Annotated in this window: 18 protein-coding genes and 2 tRNA genes; 3 read left to right on the plus strand and 17 right to left on the minus strand. The window is 64.5% G+C overall.

What is annotated here, in order from left to right; genetic code table 11:
• Positions 1 to 3: 3 nt before the first annotated feature.
• On the minus strand, positions 4 to 813 hold the full coding sequence (panB, locus tag DVK01_RS16015) for a 3-methyl-2-oxobutanoate hydroxymethyltransferase (RefSeq protein WP_101350058.1): 810 nt from the start codon (positions 811 to 813) through the stop codon (positions 4 to 6).
• Between the two features lie 97 nt (positions 814 to 910).
• Between panB and DVK01_RS16020 the strand changes: the two genes are divergently transcribed.
• Complete coding sequence (locus DVK01_RS16020; RefSeq protein WP_004961369.1) at positions 911 to 1,138, plus strand: DUF5822 domain-containing protein; 228 nt, start codon at positions 911 to 913, stop codon at positions 1,136 to 1,138.
• Here DVK01_RS16020 and DVK01_RS16025 read toward each other — a convergent pair.
• The 3 genes from DVK01_RS16025 to DVK01_RS16035 are packed head-to-tail and all read right to left on the minus strand — an operon-like array spanning position 1,117 to position 3,374.
• A complete protein-coding gene (locus DVK01_RS16025; RefSeq protein WP_101350057.1) occupies positions 1,117 to 1,659 on the minus strand; it encodes an HAD family hydrolase in 543 nt (180 codons plus the stop codon). The two genes, DVK01_RS16020 and DVK01_RS16025, sit on opposite strands and share 22 nt — an antisense overlap.
• 48 nt (positions 1,660 to 1,707) lie before the next feature.
• On the minus strand, positions 1,708 to 2,835 hold the full coding sequence (locus DVK01_RS16030) for an acyl-CoA dehydrogenase family protein (RefSeq protein WP_101350056.1): 1,128 nt from the start codon (positions 2,833 to 2,835) through the stop codon (positions 1,708 to 1,710).
• A 38-nt stretch (positions 2,836 to 2,873) separates the two neighbouring features.
• A complete protein-coding gene (locus DVK01_RS16035) occupies positions 2,874 to 3,374 on the minus strand; it encodes a multiprotein-bridging factor 1 family protein (RefSeq protein ID WP_101350055.1) in 501 nt (166 codons plus the stop codon).
• 131 nt (positions 3,375 to 3,505) lie between these two features.
• On the opposite strand from DVK01_RS16035, the gene DVK01_RS16040 reads away from it, so the two are divergent.
• Positions 3,506 to 3,590, plus strand: a tRNA-Leu gene (locus DVK01_RS16040).
• 136 nt (positions 3,591 to 3,726) lie between these two features.
• Here DVK01_RS16040 and DVK01_RS16045 read toward each other — a convergent pair.
• Positions 3,727 to 3,954 (minus strand): hypothetical protein, encoded by a 228-nt coding sequence (locus tag DVK01_RS16045; RefSeq protein WP_232794546.1) that lies wholly within the window; start codon positions 3,952 to 3,954, stop codon positions 3,727 to 3,729.
• Between the two features lie 193 nt (positions 3,955 to 4,147).
• Positions 4,148 to 4,232 (minus strand) — tRNA-Leu (locus tag DVK01_RS16050).
• A gap of 86 nt (positions 4,233 to 4,318) precedes the next feature.
• On the opposite strand from DVK01_RS16050, the gene DVK01_RS16055 reads away from it, so the two are divergent.
• The gene (locus DVK01_RS16055; RefSeq protein WP_101350054.1) at positions 4,319 to 4,627 is read left to right on the plus strand and encodes a cyclin; all 309 of its coding nucleotides are present in this window, start codon (positions 4,319 to 4,321) and stop codon (positions 4,625 to 4,627) included.
• On the opposite strand, the gene DVK01_RS16060 is transcribed toward DVK01_RS16055, so the two are convergent.
• The 11 genes from DVK01_RS16060 to DVK01_RS16110 all read right to left on the minus strand — a co-directional run bounded on the left by DVK01_RS16060 (position 4,628) and on the right by DVK01_RS16110 (position 12,994).
• Positions 4,628 to 5,116, minus strand: coding sequence for a phosphopantetheine adenylyltransferase (locus tag DVK01_RS16060; RefSeq protein WP_121537544.1), 489 nt, complete (start codon positions 5,114 to 5,116; stop codon positions 4,628 to 4,630).
• 70 nt (positions 5,117 to 5,186) lie between these two features.
• The gene (locus DVK01_RS16065; RefSeq protein ID WP_101350052.1) at positions 5,187 to 5,741 is read right to left on the minus strand and encodes a winged helix-turn-helix domain-containing protein; all 555 of its coding nucleotides are present in this window, start codon (positions 5,739 to 5,741) and stop codon (positions 5,187 to 5,189) included.
• A gap of 90 nt (positions 5,742 to 5,831) precedes the next feature.
• Positions 5,832 to 6,911 carry a glutamate--cysteine ligase gene (locus tag DVK01_RS16070; protein WP_101350051.1) on the minus strand — a complete coding sequence of 360 codons (1,080 nt, stop codon included), beginning with the start codon at positions 6,909 to 6,911 and terminating at the stop codon, positions 5,832 to 5,834.
• A gap of 106 nt (positions 6,912 to 7,017) precedes the next feature.
• Positions 7,018 to 7,650 (minus strand): fibrillarin-like rRNA/tRNA 2'-O-methyltransferase, encoded by a 633-nt coding sequence (locus DVK01_RS16075; protein WP_101350050.1) that lies wholly within the window; start codon positions 7,648 to 7,650, stop codon positions 7,018 to 7,020.
• Complete coding sequence (locus DVK01_RS16080) at positions 7,647 to 8,489, minus strand: NOP5/NOP56 family protein (protein WP_121537546.1); 843 nt, start codon at positions 8,487 to 8,489, stop codon at positions 7,647 to 7,649. Before DVK01_RS16080 ends, DVK01_RS16075 begins: the two co-directional genes overlap by 4 nt.
• A 75-nt stretch (positions 8,490 to 8,564) precedes the next feature.
• On the minus strand, positions 8,565 to 9,347 hold the full coding sequence (locus DVK01_RS16085; protein ID WP_101350048.1) for a DUF5803 family protein: 783 nt from the start codon (positions 9,345 to 9,347) through the stop codon (positions 8,565 to 8,567).
• A 10-nt stretch (positions 9,348 to 9,357) separates the two neighbouring features.
• A complete protein-coding gene (locus DVK01_RS16090; protein ID WP_101350047.1) occupies positions 9,358 to 10,029 on the minus strand; it encodes a DUF2110 family protein in 672 nt (223 codons plus the stop codon).
• Positions 10,029 to 10,559, minus strand: a complete 531-nt coding sequence (gene tfe / locus DVK01_RS16095) for a transcription factor E (RefSeq protein WP_121537548.1) — start codon at positions 10,557 to 10,559, stop codon at positions 10,029 to 10,031. Before tfe ends, DVK01_RS16090 begins: the two co-directional genes overlap by 1 nt.
• Positions 10,560 to 10,737: 178 nt before the next feature.
• Complete coding sequence (locus DVK01_RS16100) at positions 10,738 to 10,905, minus strand: hypothetical protein (protein WP_232794545.1); 168 nt, start codon at positions 10,903 to 10,905, stop codon at positions 10,738 to 10,740.
• A gap of 182 nt (positions 10,906 to 11,087) precedes the next feature.
• Entirely contained in the window at positions 11,088 to 11,645 is a 558-nt protein-coding gene (locus DVK01_RS16105) for a dihydrofolate reductase (RefSeq protein ID WP_101350045.1), read from the minus strand.
• A complete protein-coding gene (locus DVK01_RS16110; protein WP_121537550.1) occupies positions 11,642 to 12,994 on the minus strand; it encodes a sulfatase in 1,353 nt (450 codons plus the stop codon). Before DVK01_RS16110 ends, DVK01_RS16105 begins: the two co-directional genes overlap by 4 nt.
• Positions 12,995 to 13,023: the final 29 nt, after the last annotated feature.

Here is a 13,023-nt window from a genome sequence, read left to right on the forward strand (position 1 = left end):
TTCTCAGTACAGGTCGTCGAGTTCGTCTTCGGTGTGGCTGTGTGACTCGCCCGGGAACTCGCCAGACTCGACGGCGTCGATATACTCGTCGACAGCGTTGGCCACCTCACCGCGAACGTCACCGAACTGCTCGGCGAAGGGGGGACTCCGCTCAGAGAGGCCAACCACGTCGGTGAACACGAGCACCTGGCCGTCGCAGTCGCCGCCGGCTCCGATGCCGATGGTCGGGATGTCGACGGTCTCAGTAACCTGAGCGGCGAGGTTGGCCGGGATGTGTTCGAGCACCAGCGCGAACGCGCCGGCGGCCTCGTGTTCTCGCGCGAGGTCGAGGATTTCCTCGGCCTCCTCCCGGCCGGTCGCCTGTCTGGTGTAGCCGGTCTGGTTCACGCTCTGGGGCGTGAGCCCGAGGTGGGCCATCGTCGGGATGCCCAGCTCCGTCAGTCGCTCAGTCAGCTCGACCGTATGTGGCCCTGATTCGAGCTTGACCGCGTTCGCACCCTCCTCTTTCAACATTCGTCCGCAGTTCTGGATGCTCTCGCTCTCGTCTGCGCCGAAGGAGAGAAACGGCATATCGGCGACGACCAAGGCGTCGTCTGCGCCGCGCGCGACCGCGCCGACCCGGGACGCCATCTCGTCGAGGGTGACCGGGAGCGTGTCGTCGTGACCGAGAACGGCGTTCCCCATACTGTCGCCGACGAGAATGATGTCCACACCGGTGTCATCTACGATGCTCGCGGTCACGGCATCGTACGCTGTCAGCATCGTGATCGGCTCCTCACCAGCCATCGCCTGCAGATCCCGGACAGTTGGCATATCCGAGCGGGGGCGCGCCTCCGCCTTACCTGTTCGGGTTGCGCGACTCGGTCAGGAAATCGCAAGGCGCTTGCCCCACCTAGCTGTACCATCGGACGTGCCAACAGTCGAGAAGACGGACCCGGACGGCGTAGATTTCGGGTGGGTAATGCAGGTCACGTTCGTGACGACGATTCTCGTCGGCTCGCCGCTCGTCGTCCTCGCGTCAACCGCGGTCACGCTTCAGACATGGACCGCGCGGGCGCTGTTCGCGGTCCGCGTCGGCGCGCTCATCTGGTTCCTGACGGCCGTCTGTGTCTACCTCTACGCGCGGTACCGGGCCTGATCGAACTCGCTCGCCCACTCGAAGGCCATCCCGGCCCGCTGGGCGGCCGTCGCGTCGCTCTCTGAATCGCCGACAAATACGGCTGCACCGGGATCGACCCCGATTTCGTCGGCGATCGCCAGCAGTCCCTCCGGATCCGGTTTCGATGACGCGACGGTGTCACGGCCGACGACCGGGCCAACGTAACTGTCGAGGTCATGAACGTCCAGCGCCAGCTGGCACGCCTCCTCTGCGTTGAGCGAGCACACGCCGACAGGGACGCTGTGTGGGAGCCCCTCGGCGAGCGCCAGTCGCTCCGACTCGTGCGCACCGGTCCGCTCGTGGTCGGTGATCGTCGCTTCGACGGCGTCACGGTGGCCAGTCTCCGAGGACAGCGTCAGCATCTCCCAGAGGTCGCGGGCCCCAGGGTCGACGTTTCGGTCGCGCAGGACCGTCGCAACGTCGCTGGTCACCGTCCCCCAGTCGACAGCCAGCCTGACGAGCGTCCCGTCAAGGTCGTAGATGACGGCGTCGTGTGTCACATACAGTGGTACGGCCGACGCCCGCAAAACCGCTTCGCACTCTTGGACTCACTCCAGCAAGTCCTGTGCGATGATGTTTTGCTGGATTTCGCTGGTCCCCTCGTAGATAGTCGTCACCTTCGCGTCGCGGTAGAAGCGCTCGACGGGGTAGTCGGTCGTGTACCCGTAGCCGCCGTGGATCTGGATCGCCTCGTTCGCCACATCGACCGCTGTCTCACTTGCGAAGTACTTCGCCATGCTCGCTGCCGCTCTCGGCTGCTCGCCGCGTTCTAGTTGCTGTGCGGCGTTCCACGTCAGTAATCGCGCGGCCTGCACATTCGTCGCCATGTCCGCGAGTTTGTGCTGAATCGCCTGGAACTCGCTGATCGGCTGGTCGAACTGTTCGCGTTCCGTGGCGTAGTCGAGGGCCTCGTCGAGCGCGGATTGTGCGAGGCCGACCGCCTGAGCGGCGATAGCGACCCGGCCGGTCGTCAGAATCGACAGCGCTGCGGCCAGCCCTTTGCCTTCCTCAGTCAGTTGGTAGCGCTCGGGCACGCGGACGCCGTCGAACTGGAGGGGGGTCGTGTCGCTCGCACGGAGGCCGAGCTTGTCCTCTTTTTCGCCGGCGGTGAGCCCGTCGGTGTCTTTCGGCACCAGAAACTGCGTTATCGAGTCGGGGTCGTCGGGGTCGGTCTTCGCGAAGACGATGACGACGCCAGACCGTTTGCCGTTGGTTATCCACTGCTTCTCGCCGTTGATGACGTACTCGTCACCGTCCCGTCGAGCGGTCGTTGACATCTCCCGCGGATTCGACCCCGCCTGTGGTTCTGAGAGCGCGAACGCGCCGACCGGGCGGCCGTCAACCATCTCCGGGAGCCAGTCGTCTTGCACTGCCTTGGAGCCGAACTGTGCGATACATGAGGTCGCGAGGCAGTGGACAGACAGCGCCGTCGCGACCGCAAGCGACCCATACGCGAGTTCCTCGTTGACCAGCGCGTACGTCGGCTTGTCGGCGTCGAAGCCGCCGTATTCGGCTGGCGTCGTCAGTCCAGTGATGTCGATATCTGCGAGCCCGTCCCAGCACTCTTCGGGAAAGGACTGCTCACGGTCGGCATCGGCGGCTTTCGGGCGGATATCCTCGACGGCGAACTCTCGAACGGTGTCACGGATGGCTCGCTGCTCAGCGGAGAGATCCATACCGACAGTTACGCCGGAGTCGGCAAAATATCAGGGGGTCAGCTGGACTCGACGAGGTCGATGTCGAGGTACTGTTCGAGCGCCTTGATCGTCGACCCGCCGACGTTCGCCTGCGTCGCGCGCCCTTGCTCGACAGCGAGGATGTCCGCTTCGTCCAGATCGAGCTCCTCGGCCAGTTCACTCGTCTGCAGTCCCTCGTCTTGGCGCGCCTCTGTCACGCGCTCGCCGTACTTGCTGACCAGATACGGGAGCTGGTCGTCGTCGTAATCAGCGCCGTCCTCCCAGTGAGACGTGTCGGCTTGCTGTGCGTCCTGTAGCTTCGCCGCGTTCTGTGCGGCTTTGCGTTTCCGGTTCTGCTCGTCGCGCGAGCTGTCACTACCCGTCGTTCGCTCGTTTTCCCCGTGGTCACGTGCACAGCTGTCACACACCTGAAGGGTCGCACCAGCGACGTTCGCGGTCTGGAGGTCGCCGTCGCTACCGCAGAGCTCACAGCTCCCGCCGGCGCTGTCGCCACCACTGCCGGTCGAGTATTTGGCCATGCCCCCCGTAGCGGTTTCGTGATATTTCAAACGTCCGGTTCGACCGAGTGTCACACCCTCCCGGGGCGGCTCTAAACGAAAGCGCTTTTATTTACCCACCGGGAACAGTTGAATGCACTAAGCAAGAGCGCGCGTGGGTAGCCAAGCCAGGCCAACGGCGCAGCGTTGAGGGCGCTGTCCCGTAGGGGTCCGCCGGTTCGAATCCGGTCCCACGCACTCTCAGAGTGCAGGTGCATTCCCTTGGGACTGCACCCACGCAAACTTACTTCGGACACAACGCTTCCAGAGCGTTCGCCGTCCAGTCCGTTCTCAAGAAATCGAGAGACGTGTCCCGAGCGAGCGCACGCCTCGCTCACCGCATCTCGTCGAGCGCGACAGCGTGCTCGATGTCGACCGAAATCCAGTGAGTCGGGAGCTCACCGTCCTGATCGCTGAAGACGGTGAGCTCCGTCGGGTTGTCCGCATCGTCGACCGCATAGTCGAAGCGAGTTGCTCCCGCGGGGCGAGCAGACGGGTCACGGAGTGGGTCATACACCGACATCGTCAGTCCCTCGTTTGGAACGAGGCGGACATTCCTCATAAGCGGCAGTTGCGATTCCTGCGGTGTGAGAATCAGGTCTGACACCGAGGGCGGAGTCTGTAGTCGGAGTGTCCAGGCCGGATTCGAACCAGAGCAAGAAATGCTCGCTCACAACGGTTCGCTGCGCGTTCTTTGCAGGGTTCGAATCCTCATTCCGCATTCACGCCACTCACGAGTTGTTCAAGCCGAGAAGTGCGCGGGACCGGATTCGAACCGGCGGACCCCTACGGGATAGCGTCCTAAGCGCTACGCCTTTGGCCTGGCTCGGCAACCCGCGCGCACCAGTCGATATCCGCGTTGGCATCAAGAACCCTTCGCTTGCCGGCGACGAAGGTTTAGGTGGGAGGGGGAGCAATGGAGTGATATGTACCGCGCCAGTGACCGCATCGAGCACGATACGTGGTTGTCCGACATCGAAACAGCGTCGGACAGGCTCGACCTCGGGACGGCGGCGCGGTCCCACGCGGTCGACCTGTTTCTCTCGACAGTCCCGGAGGAAGACCGATCGAAACAGGCGACGATGGCGGCCAGCGTGTACGTCGGTGCCTTGGTTGCCGGTGAGGAGCGCTCCCAGTCAGCCGTCGCAGAGGCGACGGGCGTCTCCCGGTTGACGATTCAGCAACGCTGGAAGGACCTGCTGGAGACAGCCGGACTCGAAGCGCCGGGCTGGTAGCTACGGAATGTTTTGTCGGCCAGTGCGGTTCGGGGTGAGGTTCCCGTGTTCGTCGATTTCGCCCTGGACAATCCGGGTCGACGAAATGATGTCGCCGTCTTCGGCGCGGACGTGCGGGACGACTTCGATTTCGAGCGGGTCGTGGCCCCGTTCCTCGCGGATTTCGTTGATTCGGCGGCCGCCAGTCTCTGTCTCGGGCGAGACGACGAGCGTGTCGAACTGCGGCTCCGTGGCGATGCCGGTCGGCTCGGTGAGTTCCCGGACCTCCCACTCGCGCCCTTTCTCAGCGGCGAGCGTCGCGAGTTCGTCGGCGAGTGCGGATTGCCGTTCGCTGAACGGGCGAACGTGGCGCTGGTCGTGGCGCGTCTTCGGCGCGAGGTCGTCGCTGGTGAGGCCGACTGTCACGTCCCCGAGTTCGAATGCGCGTTCGAACAGCGCGCGGTGTCCGTCGTGAATCGGGTCGAACGTTCCCCCCAGCGCGACATTCATATCCCGGGCAACGGCACGGGTAGGTTTAGTAATATCGACTTGCGAAACAGCTCGCTTGAGCGGGGTTTGACTACACGTCGGCGTCGTCGTTCTCGTCCTCAGATCCGCCCTCGTCGCTGCCAGTATCTTCGCTCGCGTCGGCGTCGTCGTTCGCATCCTCGACAGAGATCGTTACCGGCTCGTCGTCAGGTTCTAGTGTCGTTTCGCCACCGATGTGATCGTCGAGGTTGAACACCGTGTTCAGTTCCGACTGGATGTCACCGACGATGGTGTTGACGAGGTCGCTCGGCGAGATGGCGCTGTACTCGTAGGGGTTGTTGCCCGCGCCGTCGCTCTCACGCTTTTGACGCGTTACAACCTCTTCCTCGGTGAGCGCGGCCAGGGCCTCGCGGACAGTGCTCGGATACAGGCCGGTCCCCTCGGCTATCTCCTCGCTGGTGCTTTCGGGCTGCTGTCGCAAGTGAACGTAGATCCGCGCCCGCGTCTCCGTGTCGAGGACCCACGCCAGCAGGTCGACAATCCCTTCGTCGAACTGCTCGACCGCGCGGTCTGCCTCCTGCTCGATTCGGTCACGGACATCGTCTGTGTCCTCGAGGTCGTCGTGGTCGGTGTCGTCTGCAGACATACGTTGTCTCTGTGAGGACAAAAGCTACAGCTGAATAAAAACCTTGGCTATAGCTCTCTGCCGTGCCAATCAGCCGGTTCCGGTCCCAGGTCAGGCCAGTCGCAGTGAGTCCGCGAGCGCCATGACACCCTCCTCCGAGCGAAGCCGGCGCTGTCGCTCTGCGCCGCTTTCGCGGTCATACAGCTCCCACAGACCATCGATATCAAGTCGGTCACTCTCGATTTCGACCAGTTCTTCGACAGAGCGTGTGGTCGAAAGATCGCGCGACAGCAGGTCCGCGGACTGGCCGTGACGGATCGCGCGCCACTTGTTCTCGTCGAGGAACTCTCGGCGGAGTTGTCGGCCGGATTCGCCGTCCTCGTAGCGCTCAGCGAGGTCGACGACGAGTTCGTGGACGTACTCGACGAAGGCAAGCACGCGGTCCGGATCGGCCTGCCCGTCCGGCGCACGCACTTCGACGGTGCCGTGGCCGGAGTGGGGTCGCACGTCGAACCAAAGTTCGCCCCGGTCGTCGATACTGCCCGTTTCGAGCATCCGCCGCTCGTACGCCTCGAAGGCGTCGTAATCGTCGAACGCCGTCGGCATCCCAGTGTTGGGCAGGGCCTCAAAGATCTTTCCGCGAGCGGACTGCAACCCGGTGTCGAAGCCGTTCCAGTACGGGGAGTTGGCCGACAGCGCGAGCATCAGCGGGAGATGCCAGCGGAGTTCGTTCGCCACCCACACGGCCTTATCGGCGTCGTCGACACCGACGTGGACGTGCAGGCCCGCGGTCGTGTTGCGGTGCTGTGGATACTGGATGCGGTCCAGCTGTGACTTGTAGCGTGGCTTCTCGGCGTGTTCGAGTTCGCGCCACTTCGCCAGCGGATGCAGGCCCGCGGCGGCGACCCCGAACCCGTTCGCGTCGGCGTGGCCGACCAGCGCATCCCGGACCGACCGGAGGTGGTCACCGGCGTCCGCCGGATCGTCGATACGCGGTGTTTGTGTCTCGATAACGCACTTGAACAGTTCGTGATCGAGCCGGCCGTCGAGAACCGCTGGCGGCTCCGTTTCGTAGACGAGCTCGTCCGTGCCAGACGTCGGGCGACCGAACTCGTCGACGACGTAGAACTCTTCCTCGATGCCGAGCGTCCCCATCCGGGTAAAATGCTCGGCAGAACCCGTCGCGTCCATTACTCAGCACATCGGAATCGACCCGGTAAAGCCTTCCGTCCCTGCCCGCACAGCCCGCATAACTGGTCCGCGCGTGAAGTAAGTCGCGTGAGCAGAAGGGACCGAATCAGTCCTCGCGGGGCCGGGCAACGATACCGAGGTGATCCTCGTGATACGGGTCCAGACGCGCCGTCTCAAGCAGTTCGTACTCGGCGCTGAGTTCCTCGCGGACGCTGTCGAACACAGTGTCGGGGTCGGCGGTCACGTCCTCGCTCCGGGCCTTGATCGCCGCGAGGAGTCGGCCGTTGTCGCCGAGGAACCGCTTGTTGAGCGCCGCCACCCGGGCCTGCCCTCTTGTCGCCACGTCCTGCACGACGACATCGACCGGTTCGACGACGTGGGCGTAGCTCCCGGGCTTGCGGGCGTCCTTGAGCAGCGGGAAGAGGTTCGGACGGCTCTCCGCGGCGTCGAGCAGTTCCCGAACCGGCCGAGGGGCGAACTCGACGGCGTAAGTCGGGCCACAGAAGTCGGCGACGTGGCTCACCGTTGTCCCGGCCGCCGCACCGAGATACAGCACCGTCTCGCCGCCGTCGAGGCCGGTGTCCATTCCCTGTTCGAGCATCGCGCCGAGCTTCGAGCGGTGGGGGTCCCACCGCCGCCAGTCGCCGTCGGTCCGCTCGCCGTACACCGGCTGTCCCTGTGTGGCGAGGCTCGCCTCGCCGCCGAAGTCGTGGCGTTCGACGCCGTTTGGCAGCGTCATTCGTCGTCTCCCTCCTCGGCTCGTGCCTGAATCCGTTCGATTCGGTCGTCGAGTTCCGCCTGCAGGTCCGGCCGGCGGTCGCCGCTGTAGTGGTCGATACGGGCGGCAATCGAGAGCTTCCCGGCGAGTGCTCGCGCGGCCGACCCGCGGTCCTCCCGGCGAGTTCCGCGCACGTACTCGTGGGTGAAGATGACGCCGTGTTTCGGCGACGGTGCGTTCCCCTTGAGGTGGGCAAAGAGCGCGTCTTCCGCCCCGAGAACCTGCACCGTCCCGCTCGGTTTCTTCGCCAGCGCTTCGAGGCCGCCGGCCAGTGAAATGAGCCGGGCCGCCAGCACTGGTCCGGCCAGCATCGAGAGGTTCGGCGCAACGGCGGGCGCGGTCCGCTCGATGTACGCCCGAAGCGAGTCCGCCTCGTCGGCCAGCCCGGCCGTCTGCTCGGCGAGCGCTCGAAGTGCCGTGTCGCCCTCGTCCTCGTCCTCCCGGTCGGCCAGTGAGCGGGCGTACTCGACGCCGCTTCCGCTGTCGCCGTATCGGCTTCCGCCCCATTCAGCGACCCGTTCGGAGAGTTCATTCGCCGTGCGTTCGCAGTCGGCCATCGCCCGCACCGCGTGGACAAGCTGCTGGTCGTCGGCGCCCTCCTGTTCGGCGACCGCCGCGCTGGTGGCCGCCATCGTCACCTCGTGCAGCCGGTCGTAGTAGGCCGTTTCATCGTCTGCGAACCCCGCCGCGACGGCCTGTTGTGGCCAGTCTTCCGGCGTGTCGGCTCGCCCGGCCGCTATCTGTTCGACAGCGGCCGCGTCGTCGTCCGGGTCCAGCCCGGCGAACCACCCGTTGCTCATAGCCGTGTGTGCACGCCGGATGCGAAAAAGTGACCCGGTTAGCGTCTGCGAACCGTGCTCAGTCCCGTTCCGCCCTCAGCGCATTCCTGGCGGCGGCCCGCGGTCCCGCGGGTCGTCGTCGCCGTCCTCTTCTTCGAGGTCGATACCGGCCTCCTTGCGTCGGCGAATCACCGCCTGTAGCTGTCGGTAGTAGTACAGCGTTCCCACGACGCCGATGACGATGGCGATGGCCGACAGGCCGCCGAACAGCCACAGGTCACGGTCGAGGTAGTACCGGACGATAATCTGGTCGGCGGTCACCTCGTCCCAGCGGATGACCTGCTGGCCGTCGACGGTCTCGGACTCGTAGCCACCCGGGCTAATCCGTGAGAGGAACGGTATCCCGGCCCCAGTGTTGGGCGGGAGTACGACCGTGTACGATCCGTCTTCGACGAGGGTCGGGGAGGCGAAGCGCTTGCCGGTCCGCCCAACTGAGTACCCCACTTTTCCGGAGACGTTCCCGGAGAGATTGACAGTCGTTCGCTGGCGGGTTTCCGAGGCGCTCAGCGAGGAGTTGGCGGCGCTAACGACAGTTCCGTTCTCGTACCGGAACCGAAGCGCACTGATGGGGACGCTCCGCTCGCGCCCGAGGCTGTCGACGGTGTACACGTCGAACGTCGTCTCGTTTTCGACGGCGTAGACGGCGGTGTATTTCGACTCCTCGATGACGATGGTCCCGTCTGCCGAGGTGTTCCAGTCGTAGCTCGCGTTCTCGTTCAGCCGCTCCGGGTCGACCTCTTCGGAGCCGAAGAAGCCGGTACAGCCCGAGAGGGCGACCAGTGCGAGAACGGCGACCAGCAGGAGGTGGCGGCGTTTCATGGCTCGAAAGTCAGGGCACGATTGCCAGCAGCTCCGACGGCATGTACTGCCCGATGTCGGCGAGCAGTCCCGGCGGGTCGGTGTCCGGGTTACAGACGATGCTCTGTTCCAGCAGGCCGATGCGTTCGACGGTGACGATGTCCTGTGCGTGGCCGGCGCGGTTGACCGTGGCGCGCGCCTCCGAGCGGGTGACGCTGTTGGCGTTGATGCGGCCGTTGCCGCGGGTCCACTCGTAGAGGCGATCCTGTTCGACTTCGGCGAGACGCGGCGGGTCGCCGGCGACGAACCGGAGCGGCAGGTGCTGGACCAGTCCGAACCGCTTTCGGATCTGGGTCGGCGTCCCCTGGCCGAGACCGAGCTGCTCAGCCGGAATCCGGACCGTCTGGCCGAAGCCGACATCGAGAACGAAGCCGTCCTCGTCCCACGAGTCGAGCGTTCCGACGTACGTCTCCCCGTCCTCGTGGTCGGCGACCAGCTCGCCGAACTCCTCGCGGAGGAGGTTTCGCGCAACGGTTTCGTCGGGGCCGTCGACAGTCACCGACGGGAACTCGTCGTCCCGGAGGCCGATGTCGTATTCCACGTCGAGGTCGCCGAGTTCGTTGCCGACCATCGAGCGCAGTCCGTCGAGCGTACGGTCCCGGGCGTCGCCGGCGACGTACACTTTTGTACCGAGAACGACCATCAGGCTTCCACGTCCACGTCGGCGTTCAGCTCGTCTCTGAGCTCCTCGATGCGGTTCTCCATCGCGGTGACGAGACGGGTGTTCTCCATCGTTTCGACCTGATTGCCACACTCGGGACACTCGAAGCCGAACTCCATCGCCTCGCCGAATTCGAAGCGGATGCCACAGTGCTCACAGAGGTAGAACTCGTTTTCCCGCTCGTACTCGCGGCGCTCTTCGAGGCCGTCGAGCAGGCGGTGCATCTCCTCTTGCAGTTGCTCGGGAATCTTCTCGTACTGGAACGTCCAGAGGTACGTGAGCCATCCGGAGTCCTCGTCTCGGAGCCGACGATAGGTCGCGAGGTCGTTCTCGTAGAGAATAAACAGCGCTCTGCGCACGTCGTTCAGTTCGAGCCCGAGCTCTTCGGCCAGTTCCTCGTCGGTCACTTCGCCGTCCGGCGGCGCGGCGGCGACCGGCATCCCTTTCGGTCCGACCAGCTCGTGGAGGTACTTCTGTATGACGGTGTCCTCCAAGAGTTCCTCAAAAGCCATTACCCGCACATCCGGGAGTCACGTGGTTAAAACCATCGGGTCGTCCTCTCTTGAACGCCGACACGGGACGGGACCGTGCTGCTGGCACGGAGCGCTCTCGAGCCCGATGTTCAGCAACAGCGGCGGTGAGCAGTGTTTTCCGCTACCGTTTGAAACGGTATCCAACAGCGCCGCCCCGCTATTCGATTCGCTCGACCGGAGTCCGGCAGGAGGAGCACGTCTCTTTGTCGATAGCGACGAAGACGGAGTCACAGGACGGACACTCGTAGAGATTCGATTCGGGTTCGCCGGTCGAATCTGCACCGTCGTCGCCGGCAGAGCTAGCCTGAATGCGTTTATTACTCACCGTGCCTGCCTGTAGTCCGTTATCCGACTGCTCCTTCCCACCCGAGAGTACATCTGATACGGATTTTTTGATTTTATCTAACATCGCGTGTTGCTGCCGAATAGTAGTCAGTTGGATTACTTTAACAGCTATGGTTTTCAAACCACGGACAGTTTCGGGTAGCCTGCTTCATCGGTGACCGGTCATAGGTCCTCAAGCGGCCGCGGCGACGCCTGCTTGTACTCGATGACATCGAACCCGTCGTACGACTCTCGGGACAGTTCTGTCCACTCTGAACCCATATCCGGGAAATACCGGTCGCCCTCGTTGCGTTCGTGGATGCGGCTGAGGAAAACCCGGCTGGCGAACGGGAGAAACAGGTCGTACACCGCCTCGCCGCCGATGACGTACGTGATAGGCGGCGAGTCACCTGCGCCAGCGCTGTCGCCGGCGAACGCTTCGGTCGTACCGGCGCGGGCGGCTGCTTCGACGGCTATCTGGGGCGTCGTGGCGTACTCGACTGTCTCCGCATTGGCACTCCGGCTGTCGTCGCTCGTCAGGACGACGGTGTAGCAGTCCGGGATGGGCTTCATCGAATCGAACGTCCGCCGGCCGAGGATGATAGGGTGGCCGGCGATACGGGCCTTGTACTGGCGCACGTCCTCGGGATAGTGCCAGGGGACGCCGCCATCCAGACCGATAACGTTGTTCTCGTCGGCGGCGACCACAAGGACCAGTTCTGTGTCGGGTATTGTCGTCATTTGTATCCCAGTGCCTCCAGTCGCTCGTCGAGGTCCCCGGCAAACTGCGTGTCGGACGCATCCTCGAACTCGGTGTAGCCGTCGAGCGGCGTTGCAATATCCACGTCCGCGTACCGGTCGCTGTCGAAGTGGTTCCGGACGATGGCGGCATCGATATCGGTATCCTCGGCTGTGCCGCCACAGCCTTTGATGATGGATTCGTGGGCATTGTCGCCCCACGCCGCCCGTTTTCGCACTTCGTCGCCGGGCCGGTCGTGATAGACCAGCCTGGCGTGTTTTGCGAACGGGGTGGCGTCCCCACAGACCCGTTCGGCCTCCTCGCGCATCGCCGGACCGATAGGGGACTGGGACGCGACGACGGTCCCGTTCGGCGAGGCGAACGCCGGGCCGTCGGCGTTGCCGTCGCCGAGCGCCATCGCGCGGACGGCGTCGGGGAATCGGCTGAGCGTCGCCAGGTCGGTGACGCGGTGTCCCTCACGCTGGCCGGGGGCACGGACGATGAGCGGGACGTGGTACATTGTGTCGTGGGTTCCGATGCGATGGCTGACCGCCGGCGGCTCCGCAGGAATCGCCGTCGGCTCGCCGAACCCCTCGCCGTGGTCGCCGGCGAAGACGACCAGCGTGTCGTCGAGGACACCCTGCTCCTCTAGTCCACGGATCAGACTCTCGAAGATGGCGTCTGCCTGCCGGACTGCGCCGTCGTATATCTGTTCGAGAATGCCGGCAAAGCCAAGCGAGAGGGTCCCCGAGAGGAACTCCCAGTGCCACTTGAATCCCATCGACTCCTGCATGTCGCGGGAGCGCTCGTCGCTCCACTCGTCGTACTCGGCGAGCGGTTCGTACGGGCGGTGGGTGTCCATCAGATTGATACAGGCGGCCCAGTCGCCCTCCCGCTCAGAGATCCACTCTAGCGTCCGATCGGCGTACCAGAAGCCGTTGGGCCAGTCGCCCAGCGAGCCGTTGGTCTCGTACGCCGAATCGTACTCTTCGGGCGAGCCGACAGCCGTCTGGAACACCTCGTCGAGGCCCGACTCGTGGTCGGTCAGGAACGGATTATCGGAGAACAATCCCGTGTCATAGCCCGCATCGGCCAGTTCCTCGAAGATCGTGTGGCCGGCGTCGAGTCTAGCGGTGTGGTCGACGCCGTGTTCGTGGGTTTCGTGGCCCGTGAACAGACTGACGTGGCTGGGGACGGTCCAGTTGCTCGGGCTGCGAGCCTGCGTGTACACCGTTGCTTCCTCGGCGAAGGCGTCGAGGAAGGGCGTCGTCTCACGGCGATAGCCCAGCACGGAGGTGCTCCGAGCGCGGAGACTGTCAGCGACGACGAGCAACACGTTGTGACGCGACATCTGAGCCACAGTTAGCGTCGAGCGATAAA

The sequence above is a fragment of the Haloarcula sp. Atlit-120R genome, from assembly GCF_003665885.1.
GTDB classification, from domain to species: domain Archaea; phylum Halobacteriota; class Halobacteria; order Halobacteriales; family Haloarculaceae; genus Haloarcula; species Haloarcula taiwanensis.

Coding starts and splice junctions, on each gene's coding strand:
- panB (WP_101350058.1), bottom strand. CDS start 813: ATGCCAACTGTCCGGGATCTGCAGGCGATGGCTGGTGAGGAGCCGATC.
- DVK01_RS16030 (WP_101350056.1), bottom strand. CDS start 2,835: ATGGATCTCTCCGCTGAGCAGCGAGCCATCCGTGACACCGTTCGAGAG.
- DVK01_RS16035 (WP_101350055.1), bottom strand. CDS start 3,374: ATGGCCAAATACTCGACCGGCAGTGGTGGCGACAGCGCCGGCGGGAGC.
- DVK01_RS16045 (WP_232794546.1), bottom strand. CDS start 3,954: ATGAGGAATGTCCGCCTCGTTCCAAACGAGGGACTGACGATGTCGGTG.
- DVK01_RS16055 (WP_101350054.1), top strand. CDS start 4,319: ATGTACCGCGCCAGTGACCGCATCGAGCACGATACGTGGTTGTCCGAC.
- DVK01_RS16060 (WP_121537544.1), bottom strand. CDS start 5,116: ATGAATGTCGCGCTGGGGGGAACGTTCGACCCGATTCACGACGGACAC.
- DVK01_RS16065 (WP_101350052.1), bottom strand. CDS start 5,741: ATGTCTGCAGACGACACCGACCACGACGACCTCGAGGACACAGACGAT.
- DVK01_RS16070 (WP_101350051.1), bottom strand. CDS start 6,911: ATGGACGCGACGGGTTCTGCCGAGCATTTTACCCGGATGGGGACGCTC.
- DVK01_RS16075 (WP_101350050.1), bottom strand. CDS start 7,650: ATGACGCTGCCAAACGGCGTCGAACGCCACGACTTCGGCGGCGAGGCG.
- DVK01_RS16080 (WP_121537546.1), bottom strand. CDS start 8,489: ATGAGCAACGGGTGGTTCGCCGGGCTGGACCCGGACGACGACGCGGCC.
- DVK01_RS16085 (WP_101350048.1), bottom strand. CDS start 9,347: ATGAAACGCCGCCACCTCCTGCTGGTCGCCGTTCTCGCACTGGTCGCC.
- DVK01_RS16090 (WP_101350047.1), bottom strand. CDS start 10,029: ATGGTCGTTCTCGGTACAAAAGTGTACGTCGCCGGCGACGCCCGGGAC.
- tfe (WP_121537548.1), bottom strand. CDS start 10,559: ATGGCTTTTGAGGAACTCTTGGAGGACACCGTCATACAGAAGTACCTC.
- DVK01_RS16105 (WP_101350045.1), bottom strand. CDS start 11,645: ATGACGACAATACCCGACACAGAACTGGTCCTTGTGGTCGCCGCCGAC.
- DVK01_RS16110 (WP_121537550.1), bottom strand. CDS start 12,994: ATGTCGCGTCACAACGTGTTGCTCGTCGTCGCTGACAGTCTCCGCGCT.